This is a genomic window from Streptomyces sp. NPDC047017, from assembly GCF_040644175.1.
Lineage (GTDB): Bacteria > Actinomycetota > Actinomycetes > Streptomycetales > Streptomycetaceae > Streptomyces.
Genome location: NZ_JBEYVW010000015.1, coordinates 119,806 through 146,328, shown reverse-complemented (window position 1 = coordinate 146,328; position 26,523 = coordinate 119,806). Strand labels below are relative to the sequence as shown.

Genomic DNA, 26,523 nt, shown 5'->3' with positions numbered 1-26,523 from the left:
CGACCGGCGTGCGGCGACCGCACCGCGCGCAGGCTGTCCCGGCGGGCCACCGGCCCGCACGTCCGGACGCCTGCGTCACAGGCAACCCTCCCGCGCCACCCAGCGCCGCCCGCACCACCCGCCGCACCGATGGCACCCCGCCGGACCGACGGCACCACCCCAGAATCCCCAGCAGCACCGACGTACCCCTCAGCGCCCCTCCCTCAAGGGCGCTCACCGCCGGAGGCAACACCGTGACCGTGAAGGACATCCTGGACGCGATCCAGTCGAAGGACGCCACGTCCGCCGACTTCGCCGCACTGCCGCTCCCCGAGTCGTACCGCGCGATCACCGTGCACAAGGACGAGACGGAGATGTTCGCGGGCCTCGAGACCCGCGACAAGGACCCGCGCAAGTCCATCCACCTGGACGAGGTGCCGGTGCCCGAACTGGGCCCGGGCGAGGCCCTGGTGGCCGTGATGGCCTCCTCGGTCAACTACAACTCGGTGTGGACCTCGATCTTCGAGCCGCTGTCCACGTTCGGGTTCCTGGAGCGCTACGGCCGTACCAACGAGCTGGCCAAGCGGCACGATCTGCCGTACCACATCATCGGCTCCGACCTCGCGGGCGTCGTCCTGCGCACCGGCCCGGGCGTCAACGCCTGGAAGCCCGGCGACGAGGTCGTCGCGCACTGCCTGTCGGTCGAGATGGAGTCCAGCGACGGCCACAACGACACCATGCTCGACCCCGAGCAGCGCATCTGGGGCTTCGAGACCAACTTCGGCGGGCTCGCCGAGATCGCGCTCGTCAAGTCCAACCAGCTGATGCCCAAGCCGGCCCACCTCAGCTGGGAGGAGGCCGCCGCGCCGGGCCTGGTCAACTCCACCGCCTACCGCCAGCTGGTCTCCCGCAACGGCGCCGGCATGAAGCAGGGCGACAACGTGCTCATCTGGGGCGCCAGCGGCGGCCTCGGCTCGTACGCCACGCAGTTCGCGCTGGCCGGCGGCGCCAACCCGATCTGCGTGGTGAGCAGCCCGCAGAAGGCGGACATCTGCCGGGCGATGGGCGCCGAGGCGATCATCGACCGCACCGCCGAGGGCTACAAGTTCTGGAAGGACGAGCAGACCCAGGACCCGAAGGAGTGGAAGCGCTTCGGCAAGCGCATCCGCGAGCTGACCGGCGGCGAGGACATCGACATCGTCTTCGAGCACCCCGGCCGCGAGACCTTCGGCGCCTCCGTCTTCGTCACCCGCAAGGGCGGCACCATCACCACCTGCGCCTCCACCTCGGGCTACATGCACGAGTACGACAACCGCTACCTGTGGATGTCGCTGAAGCGCATCATCGGCTCGCACTTCGCCAACTACCGCGAGGCCTGGGAGGCCAACCGCCTCATCGCGAAGGGGAAGATCCACCCGACGCTGTCCAAGGTCTACGCCCTGGAGGAGACCGGCCAGGCCGCCCACGACGTGCACCGCAACGCCCACCAGGGCAAGGTCGGCGTGCTGTGCATGGCCCCCGAGGAAGGCCTCGGGGTGCGCGACGAGGAGTCGCGCGCCGAGCACCTCGACGCCATCAACCGCTTCCGGAACATCTGAGGGCACCCATGAGTGAGCGTCAGCCCGCCGACGGGCGGCGGGAGAAGGACCGGCCGTGGCTCATGCGCACGTACGCCGGCCACTCCACCGCCGAGGCGTCCAACGAGTTGTACCGGCGTAATCTCGCCAAGGGCCAGACCGGTCTGTCGGTCGCGTTCGACCTGCCGACGCAGACCGGCTACGACTCCGACCACGTCCTCGCCCGCGGCGAGGTCGGCCGGGTCGGGGTGCCGGTCGCGCACCTCGGTGACATGCGCCGGCTGTTCCAGGACATCCCCCTGGAGCAGATGAACACCTCGATGACGATCAACGCCACCGCCATGTGGCTGCTGGCGCTCTATCAGGTCGTCGCCGAGGAACAGGGCGCGGACATCACCAGGCTCCAGGGCACCACCCAGAACGACATCGTCAAGGAGTACCTGTCCCGCGGCACACACGTCTTCCCGCCCGGGCCTTCCCTGCGCCTGACCACGGACATGATCGCGTACACGGTCTCCCACCTCCCGAAGTGGAACCCGATCAACATCTGCAGCTACCACCTGCAGGAGGCCGGGGCCACACCGGTGCAGGAGATCGCGTACGCGATGTCCACCGCGATCGCCGTGCTCGACGCGGTGCGCGACTCGGGCCAGGTGCCGCGGGAGCGCATGGGCGACGTCGTCGGCCGGATCTCCTTCTTCGTGAACGCGGGCGTCCGGTTCGTCGAGGAGATGTGCAAGATGCGCGCCTTCGGCCGCATCTGGGACAAGGTCACCCGGGAGCGGTACGGCATCGAGAACCCCAAGCACCGCCGCTTCCGCTACGGCGTCCAGGTCAACTCCCTGGGCCTGACGGAGGCGCAGCCGGAGAACAACGTCCAGCGGATCGTCCTGGAGATGCTGGCCGTCACCCTCTCCAAGGACGCCCGCGCGCGTGCCGTGCAGCTGCCGGCCTGGAACGAGGCCCTGGGCCTGCCCCGCCCCTGGGACCAGCAGTGGTCGCTGCGCATCCAGCAGGTGCTCGCCTACGAGTCGGACCTGCTGGAGTACGACGACATCTTCGAGGGCTCGAAGGTGATCGAGGCGACGGTGGACACCCTGGTCACCGACGTCCTCGCGGAGATCGACCACATCGAGGAGCTGGGCGGCGCGCTGGCCGCCGTGGAGTCCGGTTACCTGAAGTCGCAGCTGGTCGCCTCGCACGCCGAGCGCCGGGGCCGGATCGAGTCCGGCCAGGAGAAGATCATCGGGGTCAACATCTTCGAGGGCACCGAGCCCAACCCGCTCACCGCCGACCTGGACACCGCGATCCAGACGGTGGACCCGGCGGTCGAGGCCCGGGTGGTGGACTCGCTGCGGCGCTGGCGCGACTCCCGCTACCAGCCGCCGTTCAACCACCCGCGCCCGTGCAAGGCGCTGGAGCGGCTGAAGGAGGCGGCCAAGGGCACCGACAACCTGATGGAGGCCACCTTGGAGTGCGCCCGCGCGGGTGTCACGACCGGTGAGTGGGCCGGGGCGCTGCGGGAGGTGTTCGGCGAGTTCCGCGCGCCGACCGGGGTGTCCTCCGCCCCGGTGGCCGTCCCCGCCGAGCAGGGGTCCGCCCTGTCCGAGGTGCGCTCCCGGGTGGAGCTGACGGCCCGCGACCTGGGCGTGGGCAAGCTGCGCTTCCTGGTCGGCAAGCCGGGCCTGGACGGGCACTCCAACGGGGCCGAGCAGATCGCCGTGCGGGCCCGCGACGCCGGCTTCGAGGTGGTCTACCAGGGCATCCGGCTCACCCCGGAGCAGATCGTGGACGCGGCCCTGGCCGAGGACGTGCACGCGGTCGGCCTGTCCATCCTGTCCGGCTCGCACGCCCAGCTGGTGCCGGACGTGCTGGAACGGCTGCGTGTGGCGGGTGCCACAGACATTCCGGTGATCGCCGGTGGCATCATCCCTGGCGGTGACGCCGAACAACTGAAGGCCGCCGGTGTGGCCGCGGTCTTCACCCCGAAGGACTTCGACATCACCGGCATCATCGGCGCGATCGTCGACGAGATCCGGAAAGCGAACAAGCTCGACCCCCTGGAGGTCCCCGCATGACCGCCCGCCCGTCTCCCACCACCGCCCCTTCGGCGAGCGGCTCCGCCGCACACCTCCCTTCTGTCGACCGTCTCCGCCCGCGGCGCTCGTGCCTGGCCGTCCCCGGCAGCAACCCGCGCTTCCTGGAGAAGGCGCAGGGCCTCCCCGCCGACCAGGTCTTCCTCGACCTGGAGGACGCGTGCGCGCCGCTGGCCAAGCCCGAGGCGCGGCACACCATCGTCAAGTTCCTCAACGAGGGCGACTGGACGGGCAAGACGCGGGTGGTCCGGGTCAACGACTGGACGACCGAGTGGACGTACCGGGACGTCGTCACCGTGGTCGAGGGGGCCGGCCCGAACCTCGACTGCATCATGCTGCCCAAGGTGCAGAACGCCGAGCAGGTGGTGGCCCTGGACCTGCTGCTCACCCAGATCGAGAAGACCATGGGCTTCGAGGTCGGCCGGATCGGCATCGAGGCGCAGATCGAGAACGCGCAGGGCCTCAACAACGTCAACGAGATCGCCAAGGCCTCGCCGCGCATCGAGACGATCATCTTCGGCCCGGCCGACTTCATGGCCTCGATCAACATGAAGTCGCTGGTCGTGGGCGAGCAGCCGCCGGGCTACCCGGCGGACGCGTACCACTACATCCTGATGCGGATCCTGATGGCCGCCCGCGCCAACGACCTCCAGGCGATCGACGGCCCCTACCTGCAGATCCGCAATGTCGACGGGTTCCGCGAGGTCGCCGGGCGGGCCGCCGCGCTCGGCTTCGACGGCAAGTGGGTGCTGCACCCCGGCCAGGTGGACGCCGCCAACGAGGTCTTCTCGCCCTCCCAGGAGGACTACGACCACGCCGAGCTGATCCTGGACGCGTACGAGTACTGCACGTCCGAGGCGGGCGGCAAGAAGGGCTCGGCGATGCTCGGCGACGAGATGATCGACGAGGCCAGCCGCAAGATGGCGCTGGTCGTCGCCGGCAAGGGACGGGCGGCCGGGATGCGGCGCACGTCGAAGTTCGAGATCCCGGAGGGCTGAGCGCGATGCAGTTCGGACGGACCTACGAGGAGTTCGAGGTCGGCGCGGTCTACAAGCACTGGCCCGGCAAGACGGTCACCGAGTACGACGACCACCTCTTCTGCCTCCTCACCATGAACCACCACCCGCTGCACCTGGACGCCCACTACGCGGGGGAGACGACGGACTTCGGCAAGAACGTCGTCGTGGGCAACTACATCTACTCGCTGCTGCTCGGCATGTCCGTCCCGGACGTCTCCGGCAAGGCGATCGCCAACCTGGAGATCGAGTCGCTCAAGCACGTGGCGCCGACCTTCCACGGCGACACGCTCTACGGCGAGACGACGGTGCTGGACAAGTGGCCGTCGAAGTCGAAGAACGACCGCGGCATCGTGCATGTCGAGACCAAGGGCTACAAGCAGGACGGCACCCTCGTGTGCGTCTTCCGCCGCAAGGTGATGGTGCCGACCGAGACGTACACCAAGGAGCGCGGCGGCGAGCAGCCGGGCCGTCCCGAGCTGAAGGAACAGGGGAAGTAGATGAGCCGTCTCGCCCAGACCCACGGTCTCACCGACGTCCAGCGGGAGATCGTCTCCACCGTCCGGGACTTTGTCGACAAAGAGATCATTCCGGTCGCGACCGAGCTGGAGCACCGCGACGAGTACCCGCAGCAGATCGTGGACGGCCTCAAGGAGCTGGGCCTGTTCGGTCTGATGATCCCCGAGGAGTACGGGGGCCTGGGCGAGTCGCTGCTGACCTACGCGCTGTGCGTGGAGGAGATCGCGCGCGGCTGGATGTCGGTGTCCGGCATCATCAACACCCACTTCATCGTCGCGTACATGCTCAAGCAGCACGGCACGCGGGAGCAGAAGGACCACTTCCTGCCGAGGATGGCCCTCGGGGACATCCGGGGCGCCTTCTCGATGTCGGAGCCGGCACTGGGCTCGGACGTGTCCGCCATCACGTCGAAGGCAGTGCGGGACGGCGACGAGTACGTCCTGGACGGCCAGAAGATGTGGCTGACCAACGGCGGCACCTCCTCGCTGGTGGCCGTGCTGGTGCGCAGTGACGAGGGTCACCCCGAGGGGACGGCCGCGCACAAGTCCATGACGACCTTCCTGGTGGAGAAGGAGCCCGGCTTCGGCGAGGTCCGGCCCGGCCTGACCATCCCCGGCAAGATCGACAAGATGGGCTACAAGGGCGTCGACACCACCGAGCTGATCATGGACGGCCTGCGCGTGCCGGCCGACCGGGTGCTCGGCGGCGCCACCGGCCGGGGCTTCTACCAGATGATGGACGGCGTCGAGGTGGGCCGGGTGAACGTGGCGGCCCGGGGCTGCGGCGTCGCCCAGCGCGCCTTCGAGCTGGGGGCGCGGTACGCCCAGCAGCGGCACACCTTCGGCAAGCCGATCGCCCAGCACCAGGCCATCCAGTTCAAGCTGGCGGAGATGGCCACCAAGGTCGAGGCGGCGCATGCGATGATGGTGAACGCGGCCCGGAAGAAGGACTCCGGACAGCGCAACGACCTGGAGGCGGGTATGGCGAAGTACCTGGCCTCCGAGTACTGCAAGGAGGTCGTCGAGGACGCCTTCCGGATCCACGGCGGCTACGGCTTCTCCAAGGAGTACGAGATCGAGCGCCTCTACCGCGAGGCCCCGATGCTGCTCATCGGTGAAGGTACCGCCGAGATCCAGAAAATGATCATCGGCCGCCGACTGCTCGAAGAGTATCGGTTCCAGGGCTGATTGTCCGCATACGGGGTGTTTTCTGGGAGAAGAAGATCACACCCCGTCAGCGGTCTTCGGCCGCCGACTCGGCTTCCCGGCTTACCCAGTTGTGGCCCTTAACCGCTACGATCGCGGAAAGCCGCCGTCCCCCGTCGAGAGCGCGGCATCATCCGCTACGAAGGTCATCCATGCCCCACAGCCAAACCTCTGCACCTCGCGACAGCCTCGCCGGCGTACGCCTCGCGCGCGGAGCATCGCCGTGGCTTCTGCCGACCGTCGCCACCGCAGCCGTCAGCCTGGTCCGCGCCCGCCGCTCGGGCGTGGCCAAGGCCGTGGCCGTCCCCGCCACCGCGCTCGCGGCGGGGATGCTGTGGTTCTTCCGCGACCCCGAGCGCGAGATCACCCAGGGCCGGGTCGTCTCGCCCGCCGACGGTGTGGTGCAGAGCATCATGCCGTGGAAGGACGGCCGCACCCGCGTCGCCGTCTTCATGAGCCCGCTGAACGTCCACGTCAACCGTGCCCCGCTCGCCGGCACGGTCACGTCGGTCGAGCACATCCCCGGTGGGTTCGTTCCCGCGTTCAACAAGGAGAGCGAGAACAACGAGCGGGTCGTCTGGCACTTCGACACCGAACTCGGCGACATCGAGATGATCCAGATCGCCGGCGCGGTGGCCCGCCGCATCGTCCCCTACATCCCGTCGGGCACCAAGGTCGAGCAGGGCGAGCGGGTCGGTCTGATCCGGTTCGGCTCGCGCGTCGACCTGTACCTGCCCGAGGGCGTGGAGGTCGCGGTCGAGGTCGGCCAGAAGACCGTGGCTGGGGTGACTCGCATTGACCGTGATTGATCCGGAGACCCAGGCCGGCTGGGTGCCCGAGGCCGCGGACGTGGACGACGACGAGGAGATGCCCCTCTCGCTGCGCCTGTCGATAGCGGACACCCTCACCCTGGGCAACGCCACGTGCGGCTTCATGGCCGTGTACTTCACCACGACCGGCATCCTGATCCCGCACCTCACCGGGAGCCAGGAGAACGGCATGGCCCGGCACAGCGCCGCCACCGCCGTCATCCTGATGCTGTGCGCGGCGGTCTTCGACCTGTTCGACGGCCTGGTCGCGCGCAAGCTGCGCTCCTCCCCCATGGGCGCGGAGCTGGACAACCTCTCCGACCTGATCAGCTTCGGGCTGGCGCCGGCGTACTTCGTGCTGGTCTACGGCATGGTCGCGGACGACGCCCACCAGCGGATGGCCGCGCTCGGGGCGATCGTGGTGCTGCTCGCGGTCGTGCTGCGGCTGGCCAGGTTCTCCTGCGTGACGCTGAAGGACGGCATGTTCCAGGGCATGCCCTCGCCCTTCGGCGCGCTCACGGTGGTCTCCATCGTGCTCCTGGAGCTGCCCTTCGTGGCGACGCTGCTGGCGATCGTGGGCACCGCGTGGCTGATGGTGAGCCGGGTGGAGTACCCCAAGCCGCGGGGCCGTCTCGCGGTGGCGATGCTCGCCTGGATCGTGCTGTCGATGGGGCTGCTGGCCGCCTGGGCCTTCGACGCCCCGAGCGGGCAGCTGCTGCTGCAGACCGGCTGCGCGCTGCAGCTGGTCATGGGCGCGGTGATCCCGCTGTTCGCCACGGCCCGCCGGGTGAACAACTTCCGCGACAACCGGCGCGAGGCGCGGGCGACACAGCTGCCGTAGCCGCGTCGTATGTCAGTAGTACGTGAGAGGGTCCCGGAACCGTACGGTTCCGGGACCCTCTCTTTCGCACAGGAAGGGCCGGTCAGCGCAGGTAGTCCTCGCCGAGGCGCTCGGCCAGCCGCTCCAGGATCGGGCCGGCCTCGGCGATGCAGGTGTCCACGTCGGACTCGATGTCCGTCAGCACGTACGCGCGGCGGATACCGGCCCGGCCCAGCGCCTCGGGCGCCAGGGCCAGCCGTCCGCACACCGCGACGACCTCCTTGCCCGCGGCGCGCGCGGCGGCGGCGACCCCGGCGGGGGCCTTGCCGTGCAGGGTCTGCTCGTCGAGGGAGCCCTCGCCGGTGATCACCAGGGTGGCGCGCTCCAGCGCGGGCGCGAAGCCGAGCACGTCGAGCATGACCTCGATACCGGCCCGGAAGCGGGCGCCCACGATCAGCGCCCCGTAGCCGATGCCGCCGGCCGCGCCGGCGCCGGGCGAGGCCGCGTACTCGGCGGCCCGGGCGCCGATCGCCTCCTCCAGGACCTTCGCGAAGTGCGCGAGCGCCGCGTCCAGCGTGGCCACGTCCTGCGGGGACGCGCCCTTCTGCGGCCCGTAGACCGCCGGGGCGCCCTTCGGGCCGGTCAGCGGGTTGTCGACGTCGCTGGCGAGCACGAACTCGACCGAGGCGAGCCGCGGGTCCAGGCCGGACAGGTCGGCGTGGGCCAGGTCGGCCAGTGCCCCGCCGCCGGGCCCGACCGGCTCCCCGTCCGCCGTGGAGAAACGCGCCCCGAGCGCGGCCAGCATGCCCGCGCCGCCGTCGGTGGTCGCGCTGCCGCCGACCCCGAACACGATGGTCCGGGCGCCCGCGTCCAGCGCGGCGCGCAGCAGCTCGCCGGAGCCGTACGTGGACGCGGTCAGCGGCGCGAAGACACCGGCCGGCAGCCGCTGCAGGCCGCTGGCCTCGGCCATCTCCACGACCGCGGTGTCGCCGCGCAGCGCGAACGCCGCCGTCACCTCGTCGCCGAGGGGACCGGCGACCCGTACCTCCCGGCGCTCGAACCCGGCCGCGACGGCCGCGTCCACGGTCCCGTCGCCGCCGTCGGCCACGGGCAGCGCCTCGACCTCCAGCTCCGGTACGACCCGCCGCAGCCCGGCCGTCACCCGCTCGGCGACCTGCACGGCCGTCAGCGAGCCCTTGAACTTGTCCGCGGCAATCAGCACCCTGCGGGTGCCGTGCACTGCAGCGTCCGCCACCTTGCTTTCCCCTTGCTCTCCGGGCCCCGTACGTCAGGGCCAGTCGCGCCGCTGCGACCATAACCGGCGACCGGCCCCGGCGTCATGCCCCGCCCGCTGGCTGAGAAGGCGAGGACGGCCGGGAACGGCGACCGCGCCGCCCGCCCGCGGGCTCCCCCGCCCGGACCTGCGCTCGCTACCCTGCCTGGATGACGACTCCAGAGCCGCCGGACTACGCCGCCTACATCGCCGGGCTCCCCCGGGTGCTGGCCGGTGCCGCCACCCTCTTCCGGGACGGGCGGGGCAGGGTGCTGCTCGTCGAGCCGAACTACCGCGAGGGATGGGCGCTGCCGGGCGGCACGATCGAGTCCGGGACCGGGGAGGGCCCGCGCGCGGGTGCGCGCCGCGAGACGCGGGAGGAGATCGGCCTCGACCGCGAGCCCGGACGGCTGCTCGCGGTGGACTGGGTGCCCGGCCCCGGCCGCCCGCCCCTGGTGGCGTACGTCTACGACGGCGGCGTCCTGTCCGAGGAGGAGTTCACGGCGATCCGCCTCCAGGAGGAGGAACTGCTGTCCTGGCGCCTCGTCCCCCGCGACGGACTCCCCGCCCATCTGCCGGGCCCCCTGTGCCGCCGGGTCCTGGCCGCCCTGGACGTGGTCACCGAGGACACCGGCACGGCGGAGCTGGAGAACGGGCACCGGGCCGGGTGAGCCGCCAGGACGCCTGACGGCCGGCGGCGCGCCCGGACGGCTAGAACAGCGCCGCGCCGCTCTCGAAGTCCAGGAGCCGCTGCTTGCGGGGCAGGCCGCCGCCGTAGCCGGTGAGGTTGCCGTCGGCGCCGACGACGCGGTGGCAGGGGACGATGATGCCGATGGGGTTCTTGCCGTTGGCGAGGCCGACCGCGCGGGAGGCGCCGGGGGTGCCGAGGGTGTGGGCGAGGTCGCCGTACGAGCGGGTCTCGCCGTAGGGGATGGCGCGCAGCTGCTCCCAGACGCGGCGCTGGAAGGGGGTGCCGGACAGGCTCAGCGGCAGGGTGAACCGCCGCAGCCGGCCCGCGAAGTACGCGGCCAGCTGGTCCTTCGCCTCGTCGAAGGGGTGCTCGTCGCGCTCGCCGAAGGTCTCCTCGGGCGGGCGGTGGCGCTGGTCGGTCATGTACAGGCCGCACAGCACGCCGTCGCCGTCGGCGACGAGGGTGAGCGGGCCGTAGGGGCTGTCGATGACGGTGTGCTGCTTGCTGACGGAACTCATGGCGGTACGTCCTCAGACGGGCAGGAAGTTGATCGGGTGGTCGTCGGTGGCCCACAGGTACTGCACGGCGTACGCCCGCCAGGGGCGCCAGGGCGCCGTGCGGGCGGTGAGCGCCGCGGGGGTCGAGGGCAGGCCCAGCTCGCGGGCGGCGCGCCGGATGCCGAGGTCGGTGGCGAGGAAGGCGTCGGGATCGCCCAGGGCGCGCATGGCGATGACGTCGGCCGTCCAGGGGCCGAAGCCGGGCAGCGCGAGCAGGCGGGCGCGGGTCTGGGGCCAGTCGCTGTCCACGCCCAGCCGCAGGGTGCCGTCGGCGAGGTGGCTCACCAGGGTGGTGAACGTGGTACGCCGGGTGCGGGGCATGGCCAGGGACTCGGGGTCGAGGGCGGCCAGGGACTCGGGGGCGGGGAAGAGGTGGGTGAGGCCGCCCTCGGGGTCGTCGACCGGTTCGCCGTGCGCGGTGACCAGGCGGGCCGCGTGGGTGCGGGCGGCGGCCGTGGAGACCTGCTGGCCGAGCACGGCCCGGACGGCGAACTCGGCCTCGTCCACGGTGCGCGGCACGCGCCGGCCGGGCGCCTTGGCGACCAGGGGTGCGAGCACCGGGTCGGTGCGCAGCTGGTCGTCGACGGCGGCCGGGTCGGCGTCCAGGTCGAGCAGGCGCCGGCAGCGGGCGATGGCAACGGGCAGGTCGCGCAGGTCGCTGAGGGTGAGCCGGCAGGCGATGTGGTCCGGGCGCGGGGTGAGCGCGGCGATGCCGTGGCCGTAGGGCAGGCGCAGGGTCCGCCGGTAGGCGCCCTCGCGCCACTCCTCGACGCCGGGCACGGCGGTCGCCGCGAGGTGCCCGAAGAGGTTGTCCGGGGTGAGCGGGGCGCGGAAGGGCAGGCGCAGCGCGAGGACGCCGGGGGTGCCCGGCTGCTCGGTGCCCGCCCGTCCCCGGACACGGGCGCGCAGTTCGCCGGGGGCCAGCGCGAACACCGCCCGCACGGTGTCGTTGAAGGCGCGGATCGAGGAGAACCCGGCGGCGAAGGCGATCTCCGCCATCGGCAGGGCGGTGGTCTCGATCAGCAGCCGGGCCGTCTGGGCGCGCTGGGCGCGGGCGAGCGCGAGCGGTCCCGCGCCGAGTTCGGCCAGGAGCTGGCGTTCCACCTGGCGGGTGCTGTAGCCGAGGCGGGCGGCGAGCCCGGGTACGCCGTGCCGGTCCACCACGCCGTCGGCGATCAGCCGCATGGCGCGGGCCACCAGATCGGCGCGCCGGTTCCAGGCCGGGGAGCCGGGGCTGGTGTCGGGCCGGCAGCGCTTGCAGGCCCGGAACCCGGCCTGCTGGCAGGCGGCCGCACTCGGGTGGAAGACCATGTTCTCCGGCTTGGGCGGCACCGCGGGGCAGCTGGGCCGGCAGTAGATCCGGGTCGTCACGACGGCGGTGAAGAACCAGCCGTCGAACCGCGCGTCCTTGGACTGGACGGCCCGGACACAGCGCGCCCGGTCGGTGTGCATCGCGTTCCGCATGCCTCCAGGATGGGGGACCGGACGCGCGTGGGCTGGCGAGAATCCGACATGGACGTGCGGGGTGCTGGACCCCGCCGGTTCACCCGGACGTCACACGTGTCACAGTTTCCCGGCAGGTGCGACGGCAACCAGGGCGTTGCTTTTCGCATCCTGCAACGTGCCGGGTGTTCGCGGGCCGTCCCCCGAATCCCGGCTGCAAGTGTTTTCGTACAGCGGTACCGGATGCGGTCGCCGCTACGGGAGGGTGACCGCGTGGCGCTGACTGGCACGACGTTCTTCTTCGTTCTCGTCGTCGCGACCGTCATCGCGATGATCGGCACGGTCGCGGTGTGGTCCATGGTGCGCGGGCCGAGGCCGGTGCGCTGGCTGACGCACGGGGTGATGATCGCCGTGTGCCAGCTCACCGCGATCTCCGTGGTGGCGACCTGGATCAACAACAGTTACGGGCTGTACGCCTCCTGGGACGACCTGCTGGGCCGCACGGACGCCGCGAACGCGGAGGCGATGCCCGGCCCGCCGCCGAGCCGTGCGCAGTTCAACCACGGCACGCGCGGCGGCATGCTCGACACGTACTTCCGCGGCGGCCGCTCCACCCTGTCGGGCCAGGTCCTGGTGTGGACCCCGCCCCAGTACGACGACCCCGCCTACCGCAAGAAGAAGTTCCCGGTGGTGTTCCTGCTGCACGGCGTCCCCGGCTCCCCGCAGTCCTGGCTGGAGCGCGGCGGCATCCCCGGGGACTACGAGGATCTGCTGAAGCAGCGCAAGACGAACCCGTTCATCCTGGTGATGCCGGTGATCGACCCGGGCAGCGTGGACACCGACTGCAGCGACCTGCCGCACCGCAAGGTCGCCACCTGGCTGGCCTACGACGTGCCGGATCTGGTCCGGCAGAAGTTCCGTACCGTGCCGGGGCCCCGCGGCATGGGCCTGATGGGCTTCTCGACCGGCGGCTACTGCGCGGCGAAGCTGCCCCTGCAGTATCCGAAGGTGTTCGCCGCGGGCGCCGCCATCGACCCGGACCCGCTGACCGGCGACCCGTCCGTGCTGCGCGACCCGGCGGTGCGCCGGGCCAACGCCCCGACCGAACTCGTCGCCCGTTCCAAGGCGCCGGTCAGCCTGTTCCTGGCCACCTCGCGGCAGGACCGGCTCAGCCCGCCCTCGTCCATCGAGAAGTTCCTGACGGCCGCCGGCCCCTCCACGGTCCAGGTGCGCACCCAGCTGCTGTCCAGCGGCGGGCACAACTTCCACACCTTCGCGGCGTCGTACCCGATGGCGTTCCACTGGCTCAGCACCTGGCTGTCCGGGCCGCGCTGAGCGCGAGGCCGGTCAGGTACCGCGCCCGGTGCCGAGCCGGGCGGCGAACGCCTCGTACGCCGGTTCGTCGAAGAGGACGAATCTGACCTCCTCGACGGCGGTGTCCGTCTCGCGCACGGTCTGTACGGCGACGCGCGCGGCGTCGTCCAGCGGCCAGCGGTAGACGCCGGTCGAGATCGCCGGGAAGGCGACCGTCCGCGCGCCCAGTTCGTCGGCGACGCGCAGGGACTCGCGGTAGCAGGAGGCCAGCGGCGAGGGATCGCTGCCGGGGCCCTGGTACACGGGTCCGACGGTGTGGATCACCCAGCGGGCGTCCAGGGCGCCCGCCGTGGTGGCGACGGCCCGGCCGGTGGGCAGTCCCCCGCCGTACCGGGAGGCGCGCAGGGCGCGGCACTCCTCCAGGATGGCGGGGCCGCCGCGGCGGTGGATCGCGCCGTCGACGCCTCCGCCGCCGAGCAGCGAGGAGTTGGCGGCGTTGACGAGGGCGTCGGCGCTCTGCCGGGTGATGTCGCCGCGGACGAGCGTGAGGGCGGGGGTCATGTCTGTCGCAGCCTCCTCCAGACGGCCTTCGCCGCGTTGTGCCCCGGCATGCCGTGCACGCCGGGTCCCGGCGGGGTCGCCGAGGAGCAGATGAAGACGGCCGGGTGCGGGGTGTGGTACGGGAACAGGGTCGGCTTGGGGCGCAGCAGGATCTGGAGTCCGGACACCGCGCCGGTGGCGATGTCCCCGCCGACGTAGTTGGCGTTGCGGGCGGCGAGTTCGGGCGGTCCCGCGGTGGCGCGGGCGAGGACGCGGTCGCTGAAGCCCGGGGCGAACCGCTCCAGTTGGCGTTCGACGGCGTCGGTGAGGTCGCCGGTCCAGCCGCTCGGCACATGGCCGTACGCCCAGAAGACGTGCTTGCCGGCGGGGGCGCGGGTGGGGTCGGCGACGGTGGGCTGGACCGTGATGAGGAAGGGCCGTTCGGGGGCGCGGCCCTCGCGGGAGGCGGCGCGCAGCGCGGTGCCGATCTCGGTGCTGTCCGCGCCGATCTGCACGGTGCCGGCGCGGCGGGCCTCCTCGGCGGTCCACGGGACCGGGCCGTCCAGCGCGTAGTCGATCTTGAAGGTGCCGGGGCCGTAGCGGTAGCTGTCGTAGGCGCGGCCGAGCCCGGCGATGCGGGCAAGGGCGGTGGGCGAGGTGTCGAAGACGTACGCGCGCGCGGGCGGCAGGTCGTCCAGGCGCTTGACCTCGTAGTCGGTGTGCACGGCGCCGCCGAGGTCGGTGAGGTACCCGGCGAGGGCGTCGGAGATGGCCTGGGAGCCGCCGCGGGCCAGCGGCCAGCCCCGCGCGTGCGCGGCCAGGGCGAAGACGAGTCCGACGGCGCCGGTGGCGAATCCGCCGAGGGGGGCCATGACATGGGCGACGAGACCCGCGAACAGGGTCCTGGCCCGCTCGTCGCGGAAGCGGCGCATCAGCCAGGTCGCCGGGGGCAGTCCGGCCAGGCCGAAGCGGGCGAGGGTGACCGGGTCGCGGGGCAGCGCGGTCAGCGGCAGCGACATGAAGTCGCGGACGAGCGTGTCCCATCGGGGCAGGAACGGCTCGACCAGCCTGCGGTAGGTGCCGGCGTCGCGCGGCCCGAAGGAGGCGGCCGTCTCGGCGACCGAGCGGGCCAGGACCGCGGCGGTGCCGTCCGGGAAGGGGTGGGCCATGGGCAGCTCGGGGTGGAGCCAGCGCAGGCCGTACCGGTCCAGGGGCAGGGCGCGGAAGGCGGGCGAGTTGACGGCCAGGGGGTGCGCCGCGGAGCACGGGTCGTGCCGGAAGCCGGGCAGGGTCAGTTCCTCGGTGCGGGCGCCGCCGCCGACCGTGTCCCGGGCCTCGAACACGGCCGTGGAGAAGCCGCGGCGGGCCAGCTCCACGGCGGCGGTCAGTCCGTTCGGCCCCGCACCCACCACGACCGCATCGAGCATCGACGGCACCTCGGACCCCTTCGTCAGCTTCGTCAGCCGATGGCCACTGGGGGCCAGGATATGCCGCCGGGCCGGGGCGCCGGGCCGCCGGGAGCACCCCCGGGCCGCGGGGGAGCGCCCCCGGGCCGCAGGGACAGGCCCTCGGGTCCCCGGGGCGCGCCCTGGGCACCCGCCGGGCTCCGGCCCCGGCGGCCACGGCCGCCGCGGTGCGCGGGCTCAGACCATGGCCGTCAGCAGGCCGATCACCCGCCGGGCGGTCGCCGCGTCCCGTGCGGCCGTGAACGGCAGGCTGTTGCCCCCGGTGATACGGAAGGGCTCGCCGGAGAGGGTCAGGTGGGCGCCGCCCGCCTCCTCGACCAGCAGCAGGCCCGCCGCGTGGTCCCACGCCGCTTCCCAGGAGAACGCCGTGGCATCCAGCTCGCCGCGCGCGATGGCGAGGTACTCCAGGCCGGCCGAGCCGCAGGAGCGGTGGGCCACCCCGGCCGCGCGCAGGCCCAGCAGGGCCCGCTTCTGCTCGTCGGTCGTGTAGTCCGGGTGGGAGGTGGCCACCCGCAGGTCCCGGTCCGGGTCGGGCGCGCCGCAGCGCAGCCGCTCGCCGTCGAGGAAGGCGCCCCGGCCGCGGATCGCCGTGGCGAACTGGTCGCGGGCCGGTGCGAACGTCCAGGAGGCCAGGATCTCGCCACGCAGGGCGAGGGCGACCAGGGTGCAGAAGCCGGGGTCGCCGTGCACGAACTGGCGGGTGCCGTCGACCGGGTCGACGATCCAGACCGGGGCGTCGCCGCGTATCGCCCCGTAGACGGCGGGGTCGGCGTGCACCGCCTCCTCGCCGACCACGACGGAGCCGGGCAGCAGGGCGCCGAGCGCGTCGGTGAGGTACCGCTCGGCGAGCCGGTCGGCGTCGGTCACCAGGTCGTGCGGGCCGGACTTCTGGTCGATCTCGTGCTCCGCGAGCCGGCGGAAGCGGGGCATGATCTCGGCCGCGGCGGCCTTGCGGACCGCCTCTTCCACGTCGGCCGAGTGACGTGCGAGAAACTCCTCGATGGTTTCCGTCTCTTCGATCATGCCTCCATGAGAGCACAGGCCACTGACAACGCCCGCCCTGCCGGTGGCCGCCGGGTGGAATCGCGGTGAACTGCGTTCGCGCGCGGAGCGGGGCCGCGAACCGCCCGCCGCAGCGGCCCGCCGCTCGCCTCGGCACCCGGCCCCTCACCTCAGCGGCCGACCGCGTACCCCTGCATTCCGCGCGGGTTGGCCGCCGCCGACAGGACGCCGGTGCGCGGGTCCCGGGCCACCGCGCACAGGCGCCCCTCGGACCAGGCATCGCCGACCGTCACGTCATGGCCGCGGCGGCGCAGCTCCGCGACCACCTCCGCGTCCGTGCGGGACTCCACGGTGACGCTGCCCGGACGCGTCCCGCGCGGGTGGAACGAGCCGGGGAAGGCGTCGTTGTGCCAGTTCGGGGCGTCCACGGCGCCCTGGAGGTCGAGTCCGCCGCGGACGGCGGGGCGCAGCGCGACGGCCAGGAAGAAGTGCAGCTGCCACTGGTCCTGCTGGTCGCCGCCGGGCGTGCCGAAGGCCAGCACGGGCACGCCGTCGCGCAGGGCGAGCGAGGGGGTGAGGGTGGTGCGCGGGCGGCGGCCGGGCGTCAGCGAGTTCGGCAGGCCCTCCTCCAGCCAGGTCATCTGGAGCCGGGTGCCGAGCGGGAAGCCGAGTCCGGGCACCACGGGGTTGGACTGGAGCCAGCCGCCGCTGGGCGTGGCGGCGACCATGTTGCCCCAGCGGTCGACGACGTCCAGGTGGCAGGTGTCGCCGCGGGTGCCGCCGTCGGCGTCCACCCGCGGTTCGCCCGGCACCGGGGAGGCGGGCGGCTCGGCGACGGTCGGCTCCCCGACGCCGAGGGCGTCGAAGGCATGCGGCCCGGTGGCGGTGCGGCCGGCGAGCGCGCTCAGGCGCGGGGTACGCCCGCCGGGGCTGCCGGGCCGCAGCTCGTAGGACGCCTCGGCGCCGATCAGGCCGCGCCGCTCCTCGTTGTACGGCGCCGACAGCAGTTCGGCCAGCGGTACCTCGGCGGCGTCGCCGTACCAGGCCTCGCGGTCGGCCATGGCGAGTTTGCAACCCTCGACGAGCAGGTGGACGTAGTCGGCGGACCCGTACCGGGGCAGTTCGGGCGGGAGCAGGGCGAGCTGCTGGAGGAGGACCGGGCCCTGGCTCCAGGGGCCGGCCTTGCAGACGGTCCAGCCGTTCCAGCCGTGGGTCGCCGGTGGTTCGTAGGCCGCCGACCAGGCGGCGAGGTCGGCGGCCGTGAGAGTGCCCGTGTGGTGGGCGCCGCTGGTGTCCAGGGTGGGCCGGCCGGACTGCCGGACGAGCGCCTCGGCGATGAAGCCGGACCGCCACACCTCCCGCGCGGCCTCGATGCGCGCCTCCCGGTCCCCGGCGCCCGCGGTCTCGGCCAGCAGCCGCTTCCAGGTGGCGGCGAGCGCCGGGTTGCGCAGCAACTCCCCGGGGCGCGGCGGCCGGCCGCCGGGCAGGTACACCTCGGCCGACGAGGTCCACTCGGTCTCGAACAGCTCCCGTACGGTCTCCACGGTCGCCCCGACGCGCTCCACGGGCGGATGCCCGTGCTCGGCGTACCCGATGGCGTACGTGAGGACGTCGGCCAGGTCCAGGGTGCCGTGGTCGCGCAGCAGCAGCATCCACGCGTCGAAGGCGCCCGGGACGGCGGCGGCCAGCGGTCCGGTGCCCGGTACGAGGTCGAGTCCGAGTCCCCGGTAGTGCGCGATGGTCGCCCCGGCCGGCGCCACGCCCTGCCCGCACAGCACCCGCACCTCGCCGCCGGCCGGCGCGAGCAGGATCGGCACCTCGCCGGCGGGCCCGTTGAGGTGGGGTTCCACGACGTGCAGCACGAACGCGCCGGCCACGGCCGCGTCGTAGGCGTTGCCGCCGCCCTCCAGTACGGCCATCGCCGACTGCGAGGCCAGCCAGTGCGTGGAGGACACCATCCCGAAGGTGCCCTGGAGGGTGGGCCGGGTCGTGAACATGGGGGACCTCTCACCTCGCTGTCTGCCCGCGTCGGGCTGCCCGCGTCGGCCGGAACGAGGACCTCCGCTCCCCGGAGGGCGATCGGCCGCCCCGCGCCCCGGACGGCCCCCATGCTCCCACCGGCCGGGGCCCGGCGTCCGGCGATGCGATGACCTGGTGACGCCGCGAGGCGGGTCACTCCGCGCGCCCCGGCCGGCCCGGCGGTCAGGGCCGGGAACGCAGGATCTCGGCCGGGACGTCGGAGGCAGCCGTGCTCGGGGATGCGGTGGCCGTGCGTGCTCCTCGGGTCGGTGGTGGCCGACTCGCCGGTGAGCGCCTCGTATGCGGCAGCGTCCACCCCTTCTCCGCGGTGTCGCGCGGGTCCCGCACGCCGTGGCGGTGGGCGTGGTCCGAGGTGCGGACGACGGTGAGTCGGAAGTCCGTGACCGACCCGTCCGCGGGCAGGTCCGGCCGGGCCGGCGGCTCGTCCGGGTCCACGTCCCGCAGGCTGCCGAAGCCGAGGCCGCGCACGCACTCCTTGGCCGGCGTCCGGCGGCTGGGCGTCCGGGCCGCCGGTGGCCGGGGCGGCGTGCGGGCCGGTCCCGGGGCCGGTTGCCGTCAGTCCGGGTCCGAGGGTGAGCAGCAGGACGGGGAGGGTGGCGGCGGCTCTGCGCATCGGCCCGGCCCATCAGGGCGCGCGCGGCGCGACCGGGACGGAAGCCATAGTTCCGGGTCACGGGACCGTCGCAGGGGAGCCGCCCGCGTACCGGACCGGCCCGGCTGTGCGACTGCTCGGGCGCGGGAGGAGGCCGCGCTTCCGTCGCACAGACTCTCGTGTGACACTGTCGTCCCGTCCGCAGTGTGGACTCCCCCCGCCTCGTCCGTCCGACACGAGAAGTGCTCCCGTGCGTGATCTCCCCCTGCCGTTCGCGCTCACCGCGCGGCTGAGTCCGGTCCTCGTGCTCGCCTGCGCCGGCTGGGCGTTGACGTCCGGGCCGCTGGCAGCGCAGGCCGCCGGCAGTCACCGGGCCGCCGCCGGACCGGAGAGCGGCGCCGCGGGCGCCGGGTCGTCCGCGGTGTCCGGGCCGTCCTCCGCGCCGTCCTCGTCCGGGCAGCCAGCGGCGTACGCGGCGGCTCCGGCGCCGTGCTCGGCGGTGTCCGCGAAGACGCTCGCCGCCCTGGTGCCGGGCGCGCCGCCCGCGGGCAAGGAGATCGCGTCCACGGACAGCCAGGTGCGCCGCACCTGCTCGTGGAACGCGCTCAAGGGCTACGACTACCGCTGGCTCGACGTGTCCTTCGAGATCATGCGCTCCGACGCGGCGGCGCGGTCCTCGTACCAGCAGCGGACCGCGGAGAAGAGCGGCGGCGGGGCGGTCCCCGGGCTCGGTGACGCCGCGTACTCGGTGGTGAACCTGACCACCGAGGACAAGCAGCAGACCCGTGAGGGCGTGGTGCTGGTGCGTGCCGCCAACGCGCTGGTGGTCGTCACGTACAACGGCAGCGACTTCGAGTCGAAGAAGGCGCCGGACACGGACGAGATCAACAAGGGCGCCATCGGCGCGGCCCGGGAGGCGGTCGCCGCGCTGCGGGGCGGCCGGGGCGGCTGACCGCCCCGGCCGCGCCGCGCGGTCAGGCCGCCGGGCGGCGCCGGGCCGCCGGCAGCGTCAGCAGCAGGTAGAGGGCCATGGACGTGCCCAGGCCCACCGCCCAGCCGTAGTCGGCGAGCGGCCTGAGCGCGGGAATCGGCCGGCCGTCGAGCAGCGGATGGAAGTCCGCGCCGCCGACGGCCAGCACACCGCCCGCCGCGAACGCCGCCACGGCCCGCCAGTTCCAGCCGCCCGTGTACCAGTAGCGTCCGCCCGCGCGGTACAGGTCGACGAGGTCGAGCCGGGCCCGGCGCAGCACCCAGTAGTCCGCGATGAGGATGCCGGCGACCGTGCCGAGCAGCCCGCCGACCAGGCCCAGCCAGGTGAAGATGTAGCCCTGCGGGTCGGCGTACAGCTTCCACGGGCAGATCGCCACGGCCAGTACGGCGGTGATCAGGGCGCCGGTGCGGAAGCTGATCCTGCGCGGCGCGATGTTCGAGAAGTCGAACGCCGGGGAGACCAGATTGGCGGCGATGTTCACCGACAGGGTCGCCACCAGCACGGTCACCAGGGCGTACAGCAGACCGATCACGTTGTCCGTCTTGGCGGCCAACTGCACCGGGTCCCAGACCGGTCGGCCGTACACGGCCTGCGAGCCGGAGGTGACGAGGACCGACAGGAACGCGAACAGGGTCATCGTCGTGGGCAGGCCGAGTGCCTGGCCGCGGGTCTGCGCCCGCTGGCTCCTGCCGTACCGGGTGAAGTCGGGGATGTTCAGGGACAGCGTGGACCAGAAGCCGATCATGCCCATGAGGGAGGGCGCGAACAGCTTCCAGAAGTGGGCGCCCCAGCCCAGCCTGGACGGCTGGTCGAACAGCGGGCCGAGGCCGCCGGCCCGCACGCTCATCCGGCCCAGCATCACGAACGCGCCGACCAGGACGAAGGGCGCCGCCCAGTTCTCGAAGCGGCGGATGGTGTCCATGCCCCGGTGGATGATCGCGACCTGGAGCACCCAGAAGAGCGCGAACGACAGCCACATCGTCCAGGCGTACCCGCCGGTCTCGGCGGCCTTCGTCCAGCGGTCGCCGATCAGTTTCCCGGCCAGGAAGTAGATCGCCTCGCCGCCGATCCAGGTCTGGATGCCGAACCAGCCGCACGCCACCAGCGCCCGTACCACGGCGGGCAGGTTGGCCCCGCGCACCCCGAAGGAGGCGCGGGCGAACACCGGGAAGGGAATGCCGTACTTGGGTCCCGCGTGCCCGGTGAGCAGCATCGGGACCAGCACGATCAGATTGGCCAGGGCGATGGTGAGCACCGCCTGCTTCCAGTCCATGCCGACCGCGATCAGACCGGAGGCGAGGGTCCAGGAGGCCGTGTTGTGGGCCATGCCGACCCAGAGCGCGGAGAAGTTGTACGTCGTCCAGGTGCGCCCGGCGACGGGGACCGGGAGCAGGTCCGCGTTGGCGTGCGGGCCGTCGGGCGACGGGGTGCCGGGGGCGATCTCCACGCGTCCGTCGGGGAGGACGACCTGGGTGGACGGCGGTATGGCCGGGGGTGCGGTGTCGGTCATGGGCGGCCCAATCGGTGGGTACCGGCTAGCTGGCGTTGACGACGGGGATGACCTCACGGCCGTACGCGTCGATCACGGCTTCCCGCGCGTCGTGCATGGCGTACACGGCGAACTGGTCCACGCCCAGTGCGCGCAGCGCGTTCAGCTTCTCGATGTGCTTGCCGACCGGGCCGATCAGGCAGAACCGGTCGACGATCTCGTCGGGCACGAACGCGGTGTCCGGGTTGCCGCTGCGTCCGTGGTGGGCGTAGTCGTAGCCCTGGCGGGCCTTGATGTAGTCGGTGAGCGCGTCGGGCACGTCGGCGGAGTGCTCGCCGTAGCGGGCGACGAGGTCGGCGACGTGGTTGCCGACCATGCCGCCGAACCAGCGGCACTGCTCGCGGGCGTGGGCGAGCGCCTCGGGCGAGTCGTCGGCGGTGACGTAGGCGGGCGCGGCCACGCAGATCCTCACCTCGGCCGGGTCGCGTCCGGCGGCGGCCGCGGCGTCCTTCACCGCCTTGACCATGTACTCGGTGAGGTAGAGGTCGGCGAGCTGGAGGATGAACCCGTCGGCCTCCTCGCCGGTCATCCGCAGCGCCTTGGGCCCGTACGCGGCCATCCAGACGGGGAGTTCGGCACCCGGCTTGATCCAGGGGAACCGGACCGGGGTGCCGCCGCCGAGGTCGGCCTCCTCGCCGCGGCCCAGCGCCCGGATGACCTTCATGGCCTCGCTGATCCGGGCCAGCGTGTTGGGCTTGCGGCCGGCCACCCGCATCGCGGAGTCGCCGCGGCCGATGCCGCAGACCGTGCGGTTGCCGAACATGTCGTTGAGGGTGGCGAAGGTGGAGGCGGTGACCTCCCAGGTGCGGGTGCCCGGGTTGGTCACCATGGGGCCGACCGTCAGCTTCTCGGTCCGGGCGAGGATCTGGCTGTAGATGACGAACGGTTCCTGCCACAGCACGGAGGAGTCGAAGGTCCAGCCGTAGCGGAAGCCGTTGTGCTCGGCGCGCCGCATCAGGCTGACGACGCGTGCGGCCGGCGGGTCGGTCTGCAGGACGAGTCCGAAGTCCATGGGCACCGCTCCTAGTCGAGGTACTGGCAGGTGGAGCGCGGGGTGTAGACGCCGTGTCCGGGGCGTCCGGTGTACTCGCGCCCGGTGATGACGGGCTCCCCGCGCGAGAGCACGGTCTCCACCCGGCCGGTGACGCGCCGGCCCTCGTACGCCGAGTAGTCGACGTTCATGTGGTGGGTCCGGGCGGAGATGACCTGCTCGGCGTGCGGGTCGTAGACGACGACGTCGGCGTCCGCGCCGGGGGCGAGGGTGCCCTTCTTCGGGTAGAGGCCGAACATCCGGGCCGGGGCGGCGCAGGCGATCTCGATCCAGCGGCGGCGCGAGAGGTGCCCGTCGACGACGGCCTGGTGGAGCAGGTCCATCCGGTTCTCCACGCCCGGCAGCCCGTTGGGGATCTTGGAGAAGTCGCCGCGGCCCAGCTCCTTCTGCCCGCTGAAGCAGAAGGGGCAGTGGTCGGTGGAGACCACCTGGAGGTCGTCGGTGCGCAGGCCCCGCCACAGGGCGGCCTGGTGGCCCCGGGGGCGCAGGGGCGTGCTGCACACGTACTTGGCGCCCTCGAAATCCGGTTCGGCGAGGTTGTCGGTGGACAGGAACAGGTACTGCGGGCAGGTCTCGCCGAAGACGGGCAGCCCTTCGTCGCGGGCCCGGGTCAGCTCGGCGACCGCCTCGCGCGCCGAGACGTGCACGACGTACAGCGGGGCGCCGGCCACCTGGGCCAGCCGGATCGCGCGGTGGGTGGCCTCGGCCTCCAGGAGCGCCTTGCGGACCTCGCCGTGGTGGCGGGGGTCGGTCTCGCCGCGGGCCAGGGCCTGTTCGACCAGGACGTCGATGGCGATGCCGTTCTCGGCGTGCATCATGATCAGCCCGCCGTTGCCGGCGGCGCGCTGCATGGCGCGCAGGATCTGCCCGTCGTCGCTGTAGAAGACCCCCGGGTATGCCATGAACTGCTTGAAGGAGGTCACGCCCTCCTCCACCAGCAGGTCCATCTCCTTCAGCGTCTCCTCGGTGACATCGGAGACGATCATGTGGAAGCCGTAGTCGACGGCGCAGTTGCCCTCGGCCTTGGCGTGCCAGGCGTCCAGGCCCTCGCGCAGGGTGCCGCCCTTGGCCTGGATGGCGAAGTCCACGATGGTGGTGGTGCCGCCCCAGGCGGCGGCCCGGGTGCCGGTCTCGAAGGTGTCCGAGGCGTAGGTGCCGCCGAACGGCATCTCCATGTGGGTGTGGCCGTCCACGCCGCCGGGGATGACGTACTTCCCGGTGGCGTCGATGGTCCGTTCGGCGGTGAACGCCTCGGCGGCCGGGGTGCCGGAGGCGGCGAGGGCGGCGATGCGGCCGTCCTCGATCAGGACGTCGGCGTGGATCTCGTCGGCGGCGGTGATGACGAGTCCGCCGCGGATGACGGTACGGCTGCTCATGGTCCCTCTCCTGCCAGGGTGGGCGGTGCGGTCAGGGCGCCGTCAGCGGGCCGTACGTGCCCGGTGCCCGGTCGCGGTAGAACTGCCAGCGGTCGCGGACCTCGCGCAGCTTGGCCAGGTCCAGGTCGCGGACGACGAGTTCGCTCTCCTTGTCGCTCGCCACCTCGCCGGCGAACTGCGCCTCGGGGTCGACGAAGTAGCTCGTCCCGTAGAAGTCGTCGTCGCCGTACTCCTCCACGCCGACCCGGTTGATCGCGCCGACGAAGTACGCGTTGGCTGCGGCCGCGGCCGGCTGCTCCAGCTGCCACAGGTAGCCGGACAGGCCGCGGGAGGTGGCCGAGGGGTTGAAGACGATCTCGGCGCCTGCCAGGCCCAGCGCCCGCCAGCCCTCCGGGAAGTGCCGGTCGTAGCAGATGTAGACGCCGATCCTGCCGGCGGCGGTCTCGAACACGGGCCAGCCGCTGTTGCCGGGCCGGAAGTAGAACTTCTCCCAGAAGCCGCGCACCTGCGGGATGTGGGTCTTGCGGTACTTGCCGAGGTAGGAGCCGTCGGCGTCGATGACGGCGGCGGTGTTGTAGAGGACGCCGGGCTGTTCCTCCTCGTACATCGGCAGGACCAGGACGATGCCCAGTTCGGCGGCGAGCGCCTGGAAGCGGCGCACGATCGGCCCCTCGGGGATGTGCTCGGCGTACGCGTAGAACGCCGGGTCCTGCACCTGGCAGAAGTACGGGCCGTAGAACAGCTCCTGGAAGCACAGCACCTGGGCGCCCTGGGCGGCGGCGTCGCGGACCGCCTGCTCGTGCACGGCGATCATGGATTCCTTGTCGCCGGTCCAGGCGGTCTGGAAGACGGCGGCACGGATCACTCGGCTCATCGGGAACCTCCGCTCGTTCGGTGTGCCGTGAGCCTAGAAAGCCGGCCGGCCCGCTCGCAGGTGCACCGTGTCACGGCCGGCCGGCCCCGGCGTGCCACCGTGTCACGCCTGCTGGGCGTCGTGCGCGAGCAGGGCGATGTGCACGGAGGCGGCCTGCTCGAAGTCGTCGAGGTCGACCCCGAGGCGGCTCTGGATGGCCTCCAGGCGGCGGTAGAGCGCGGGGCGGGAGACATGGTGGAGCTGGGCGGTGCGGGACTTGTTGCGGCCGGTGGCGAGGTAGGTGCGCAGCACACCGAGCAGCTCGTCCCCGCCGGCCGGGGACAGCAGTCCGTCCAGCTCCCGTTCGGCGAAGGACTGCACATGCGGGTCGTCGCGCAGCAGCCGGACCAGGCCGCGCAGGTGGACGTCCCCCAGCCGGACCACGGCGGGCAGGCCGAGCGCGGCGGCGGAGTCGGCCACGGCGTCGGCGACGTGCCGGGCCTCGCGCAGCCCGGCGGGCACGTCGTCCCAGGCGGTACGGGCGTCGGCGGCGGCCACGACGGTGCGTTCCTCGCCGGATTCCGCGCGCAGCCGCTCGGCGAAGTGCCGGGTGAGGGCCTCGGCGTCCTGGTCGCGGGCGAGGCTGAGCAGCACGGCGGTGCCGCCCTCGGGCAGGGCGGCGGCGAGTCCGGGCAGGCCCAGCAGCCGCAGCAGCCGGTCGACGCCGGCCGGTTCCGCGTCACGTACCACCAGCGGCACGAAGGCGCGCCGGTTGACCGGCAGGCCGGCCGCCCGGGCCCGGGGCAGCAGTTGCCGGGCCGGTACGGCCTGGCCGGCCAGGCCGGTGAGCAGGCCCTGCGCGGACTGCTCCTCCCAGGTGCGGCCCGCGGTGCCGCCCAGCATGCGGTGCAGGACCAGGGCCTCGGCGGCGCGTTCGGCCAGCAGCCGGCCGGTGGCGGTGTCCCCGCGGTGGCCGCAGAGCACGATCCGGCCCCACCGCTCCCCGCGGCCGCCCAGTTCGGCGCGGACCCAGCCGTCGCCCTCGCGGCCGCCCGCCTGCCGCGCGATGCGCTCCCAGTCGCGCAGCACGTCGTCCACCGCGGACCGCTCCCCCGCCGTGGCGAGGACCCGGTGGGCGAGGTTGGTGACGACGACGGGGCAGGCGCTGTGCCGGGCGATCTCGTCGAGCAGCGCCTGCGCCGGGGCGCCCGCGGTGATCAGCGCGGTCAGCGCGGTGCGTACGGACTCCGAGAGGCTGACGGCGGCGAACTTGCGCCGCACCAGCCGGGACTGGACCTCCTCGGTCAGCTCGGCGAACGGGAACGGGCGGTGCAGCACGATCAGCGGCAGCCCGCACCGCTCGGCCGCCCGGCGCATCACCTCGGGCGGCTCGGGGAAGGCCCGGCCGAGGCCCAGCACCACGGCCGCGGCCTCCGCGCGGTGCAGCGAGCGGATGTACTCGGCCTGCTTGTCCTCGTCGCCGGCCAGCAGCACGCCGGTGGTGAGGACCATCTCGCCGCCGCTGAGCATCACCCCGACGTCGGCCGCCTCGGCGACGTGCACCCAGCGCACGGCCCGGTCGAGGCGGGCGGCGCCGGCCACCACCTCGGGTTCCCCGGCGAGCACCCGTTCGAGGGTGAGCACCTGACGCACCGACAGGACGGGGTCCGGCGGGGTCCGGGCGGCCGCCTCCGGGTGGGTGCGGGCGGTCGGGACCGCGTCCGAGGCGGTGGTCATGGGCTGCGCCCCTTTGTTCGACCGGGG

The 26,523-nt window shown here is 73.0% G+C and carries 23 protein-coding genes; 10 read left to right on the top strand and 13 right to left on the bottom strand.

Annotation, left to right across the window (positions count from 1 at the left end):
• Positions 1–233 precede the first annotated feature (233 nt).
• From ccrA to pssA, 7 genes are all read left to right on the top strand, one after another.
• Positions 234–1,577, top strand: coding sequence for a crotonyl-CoA carboxylase/reductase (gene ccrA, locus ABZ858_RS24775; protein ID WP_361382534.1), 1,344 nt, complete (start codon positions 234–236; stop codon positions 1,575–1,577).
• Positions 1,578–1,585: 8 nt separating this feature from the next.
• On the top strand, positions 1,586–3,634 hold the full coding sequence (locus ABZ858_RS24770; RefSeq protein ID WP_361382531.1) for a protein meaA: 2,049 nt from the start codon (positions 1,586–1,588) through the stop codon (positions 3,632–3,634).
• Entirely contained in the window at positions 3,631–4,650 is a 1,020-nt protein-coding gene (locus ABZ858_RS24765; RefSeq protein ID WP_361382528.1) for a CoA ester lyase, read from the top strand. Before ABZ858_RS24770 ends, ABZ858_RS24765 begins: the two co-directional genes overlap by 4 nt.
• A gap of 5 nt (positions 4,651–4,655) precedes the next feature.
• Entirely contained in the window at positions 4,656–5,168 is a 513-nt protein-coding gene (locus tag ABZ858_RS24760) for a MaoC family dehydratase (RefSeq protein WP_361382525.1), read from the top strand.
• Positions 5,169–6,374 (top strand): acyl-CoA dehydrogenase family protein, encoded by a 1,206-nt coding sequence (locus tag ABZ858_RS24755; protein WP_361382522.1) that lies wholly within the window; start codon positions 5,169–5,171, stop codon positions 6,372–6,374.
• A 170-nt stretch (positions 6,375–6,544) separates the two neighbouring features.
• Complete coding sequence (locus ABZ858_RS24750) at positions 6,545–7,201, top strand: phosphatidylserine decarboxylase (RefSeq protein WP_361382519.1); 657 nt, start codon at positions 6,545–6,547, stop codon at positions 7,199–7,201.
• 22 nt (positions 7,202–7,223) lie between these two features.
• Positions 7,224–8,042: a CDP-diacylglycerol--serine O-phosphatidyltransferase gene (gene pssA / locus ABZ858_RS24745; protein ID WP_361382820.1), complete on the top strand. Its 819-nt coding sequence runs from the start codon at positions 7,224–7,226 to the stop codon at positions 8,040–8,042.
• Between the two features lie 82 nt (positions 8,043–8,124).
• On the opposite strand, the gene ABZ858_RS24740 is transcribed toward pssA, so the two are convergent.
• Positions 8,125–9,243 (bottom strand): glycerate kinase, encoded by a 1,119-nt coding sequence (locus ABZ858_RS24740; RefSeq protein ID WP_361382817.1) that lies wholly within the window; start codon positions 9,241–9,243, stop codon positions 8,125–8,127.
• Positions 9,244–9,464: 221 nt separating this feature from the next.
• Here ABZ858_RS24740 and ABZ858_RS24735 point away from each other — a divergent pair, with 221 nt between their 5' ends.
• Entirely contained in the window at positions 9,465–9,965 is a 501-nt protein-coding gene (locus ABZ858_RS24735; protein ID WP_361382516.1) for an NUDIX hydrolase, read from the top strand.
• A gap of 40 nt (positions 9,966–10,005) precedes the next feature.
• On the opposite strand, the gene ABZ858_RS24730 is transcribed toward ABZ858_RS24735, so the two are convergent.
• Both ABZ858_RS24730 and ABZ858_RS24725 read right to left on the bottom strand, forming a co-directional pair.
• Positions 10,006–10,503 carry a methylated-DNA--[protein]-cysteine S-methyltransferase gene (locus ABZ858_RS24730; RefSeq protein ID WP_361382513.1) on the bottom strand — a complete coding sequence of 166 codons (498 nt, stop codon included), beginning with the start codon at positions 10,501–10,503 and terminating at the stop codon, positions 10,006–10,008.
• A gap of 12 nt (positions 10,504–10,515) precedes the next feature.
• Entirely contained in the window at positions 10,516–12,006 is a 1,491-nt protein-coding gene (locus tag ABZ858_RS24725) for an AlkA N-terminal domain-containing protein (protein WP_361382509.1), read from the bottom strand.
• A gap of 252 nt (positions 12,007–12,258) precedes the next feature.
• Between ABZ858_RS24725 and ABZ858_RS24720 the strand changes: the two genes are divergently transcribed.
• On the top strand, positions 12,259–13,320 hold the full coding sequence (locus ABZ858_RS24720; protein ID WP_361382506.1) for an alpha/beta hydrolase-fold protein: 1,062 nt from the start codon (positions 12,259–12,261) through the stop codon (positions 13,318–13,320).
• Between the two features lie 12 nt (positions 13,321–13,332).
• On the opposite strand, the gene ABZ858_RS24715 is transcribed toward ABZ858_RS24720, so the two are convergent.
• The 5 genes from ABZ858_RS24715 to ABZ858_RS24695 form a co-directional block, all read right to left on the bottom strand.
• A complete protein-coding gene (locus ABZ858_RS24715; RefSeq protein ID WP_361382503.1) occupies positions 13,333–13,860 on the bottom strand; it encodes an O-acetyl-ADP-ribose deacetylase in 528 nt (175 codons plus the stop codon).
• Positions 13,857–15,266, bottom strand: a complete 1,410-nt coding sequence (locus ABZ858_RS24710) for an NAD(P)/FAD-dependent oxidoreductase (RefSeq protein ID WP_361382500.1) — start codon at positions 15,264–15,266, stop codon at positions 13,857–13,859. Before ABZ858_RS24710 ends, ABZ858_RS24715 begins: the two co-directional genes overlap by 4 nt.
• 216 nt (positions 15,267–15,482) lie before the next feature.
• Entirely contained in the window at positions 15,483–16,328 is an 846-nt protein-coding gene (locus tag ABZ858_RS24705) for an inositol monophosphatase family protein (RefSeq protein WP_361382497.1), read from the bottom strand.
• Between the two features lie 149 nt (positions 16,329–16,477).
• Positions 16,478–18,304 carry a gamma-glutamyltransferase gene (locus tag ABZ858_RS24700; protein ID WP_361382495.1) on the bottom strand — a complete coding sequence of 609 codons (1,827 nt, stop codon included), beginning with the start codon at positions 18,302–18,304 and terminating at the stop codon, positions 16,478–16,480.
• A gap of 205 nt (positions 18,305–18,509) precedes the next feature.
• A complete protein-coding gene (locus tag ABZ858_RS24695) occupies positions 18,510–18,815 on the bottom strand; it encodes a hypothetical protein (protein ID WP_361382492.1) in 306 nt (101 codons plus the stop codon).
• Positions 18,816–19,189: 374 nt separating this feature from the next.
• Between ABZ858_RS24695 and ABZ858_RS24690 the strand changes: the two genes are divergently transcribed.
• Positions 19,190–19,891, top strand: a complete 702-nt coding sequence (locus ABZ858_RS24690; protein ID WP_361382489.1) for a hypothetical protein — start codon at positions 19,190–19,192, stop codon at positions 19,889–19,891.
• Between the two features lie 22 nt (positions 19,892–19,913).
• Here the strand turns inward: ABZ858_RS24690 and ABZ858_RS24685 are convergent, their stop codons facing one another.
• The 5 genes from ABZ858_RS24685 to ABZ858_RS24665 all read right to left on the bottom strand — a co-directional run bounded on the left by ABZ858_RS24685 (position 19,914) and on the right by ABZ858_RS24665 (position 26,496).
• Positions 19,914–21,440 (bottom strand): NCS1 family nucleobase:cation symporter-1, encoded by a 1,527-nt coding sequence (locus tag ABZ858_RS24685; protein ID WP_361382486.1) that lies wholly within the window; start codon positions 21,438–21,440, stop codon positions 19,914–19,916.
• Between the two features lie 25 nt (positions 21,441–21,465).
• Positions 21,466–22,491, bottom strand: a complete 1,026-nt coding sequence (locus ABZ858_RS24680; protein ID WP_361382483.1) for a TIGR03842 family LLM class F420-dependent oxidoreductase — start codon at positions 22,489–22,491, stop codon at positions 21,466–21,468.
• Positions 22,492–22,502: 11 nt separating this feature from the next.
• Positions 22,503–23,906: a dihydropyrimidinase gene (gene hydA / locus ABZ858_RS24675; RefSeq protein WP_361382480.1), complete on the bottom strand. Its 1,404-nt coding sequence runs from the start codon at positions 23,904–23,906 to the stop codon at positions 22,503–22,505.
• A 31-nt stretch (positions 23,907–23,937) separates the two neighbouring features.
• Positions 23,938–24,780: a nitrilase-related carbon-nitrogen hydrolase gene (locus ABZ858_RS24670; RefSeq protein ID WP_361382477.1), complete on the bottom strand. Its 843-nt coding sequence runs from the start codon at positions 24,778–24,780 to the stop codon at positions 23,938–23,940.
• Between the two features lie 102 nt (positions 24,781–24,882).
• Positions 24,883–26,496 (bottom strand): PucR family transcriptional regulator, encoded by a 1,614-nt coding sequence (locus ABZ858_RS24665; RefSeq protein ID WP_361382474.1) that lies wholly within the window; start codon positions 26,494–26,496, stop codon positions 24,883–24,885.
• Between the last annotated feature and the right edge of the window lie 27 nt (positions 26,497–26,523).

Bases quoted from the DNA above. Each gene is read 5' to 3' on its own strand.
- ABZ858_RS24770 (WP_361382531.1), top strand. From the start codon at position 1,586: ATGAGTGAGCGTCAGCCCGCCGACGGGCGGCGGGAGAAGGACCGGCCG.
- ABZ858_RS24765 (WP_361382528.1), top strand. From the start codon at position 3,631: ATGACCGCCCGCCCGTCTCCCACCACCGCCCCTTCGGCGAGCGGCTCC.
- ABZ858_RS24760 (WP_361382525.1), top strand. From the start codon at position 4,656: ATGCAGTTCGGACGGACCTACGAGGAGTTCGAGGTCGGCGCGGTCTAC.
- ABZ858_RS24755 (WP_361382522.1), top strand. From the start codon at position 5,169: ATGAGCCGTCTCGCCCAGACCCACGGTCTCACCGACGTCCAGCGGGAG.
- ABZ858_RS24750 (WP_361382519.1), top strand. From the start codon at position 6,545: ATGCCCCACAGCCAAACCTCTGCACCTCGCGACAGCCTCGCCGGCGTA.
- ABZ858_RS24735 (WP_361382516.1), top strand. From the start codon at position 9,465: ATGACGACTCCAGAGCCGCCGGACTACGCCGCCTACATCGCCGGGCTC.
- ABZ858_RS24730 (WP_361382513.1), bottom strand. From the start codon at position 10,503: ATGAGTTCCGTCAGCAAGCAGCACACCGTCATCGACAGCCCCTACGGC.
- ABZ858_RS24725 (WP_361382509.1), bottom strand. From the start codon at position 12,006: ATGCGGAACGCGATGCACACCGACCGGGCGCGCTGTGTCCGGGCCGTC.
- ABZ858_RS24715 (WP_361382503.1), bottom strand. From the start codon at position 13,860: ATGACCCCCGCCCTCACGCTCGTCCGCGGCGACATCACCCGGCAGAGC.
- ABZ858_RS24710 (WP_361382500.1), bottom strand. From the start codon at position 15,266: ATGCTCGATGCGGTCGTGGTGGGTGCGGGGCCGAACGGACTGACCGCC.
- ABZ858_RS24705 (WP_361382497.1), bottom strand. From the start codon at position 16,328: ATGATCGAAGAGACGGAAACCATCGAGGAGTTTCTCGCACGTCACTCG.
- ABZ858_RS24700 (WP_361382495.1), bottom strand. From the start codon at position 18,304: ATGTTCACGACCCGGCCCACCCTCCAGGGCACCTTCGGGATGGTGTCC.
- ABZ858_RS24685 (WP_361382486.1), bottom strand. From the start codon at position 21,440: ATGACCGACACCGCACCCCCGGCCATACCGCCGTCCACCCAGGTCGTC.
- ABZ858_RS24680 (WP_361382483.1), bottom strand. From the start codon at position 22,491: ATGGACTTCGGACTCGTCCTGCAGACCGACCCGCCGGCCGCACGCGTC.
- hydA (WP_361382480.1), bottom strand. From the start codon at position 23,906: ATGAGCAGCCGTACCGTCATCCGCGGCGGACTCGTCATCACCGCCGCC.
- ABZ858_RS24670 (WP_361382477.1), bottom strand. From the start codon at position 24,780: ATGAGCCGAGTGATCCGTGCCGCCGTCTTCCAGACCGCCTGGACCGGC.
- ABZ858_RS24665 (WP_361382474.1), bottom strand. From the start codon at position 26,496: ATGACCACCGCCTCGGACGCGGTCCCGACCGCCCGCACCCACCCGGAG.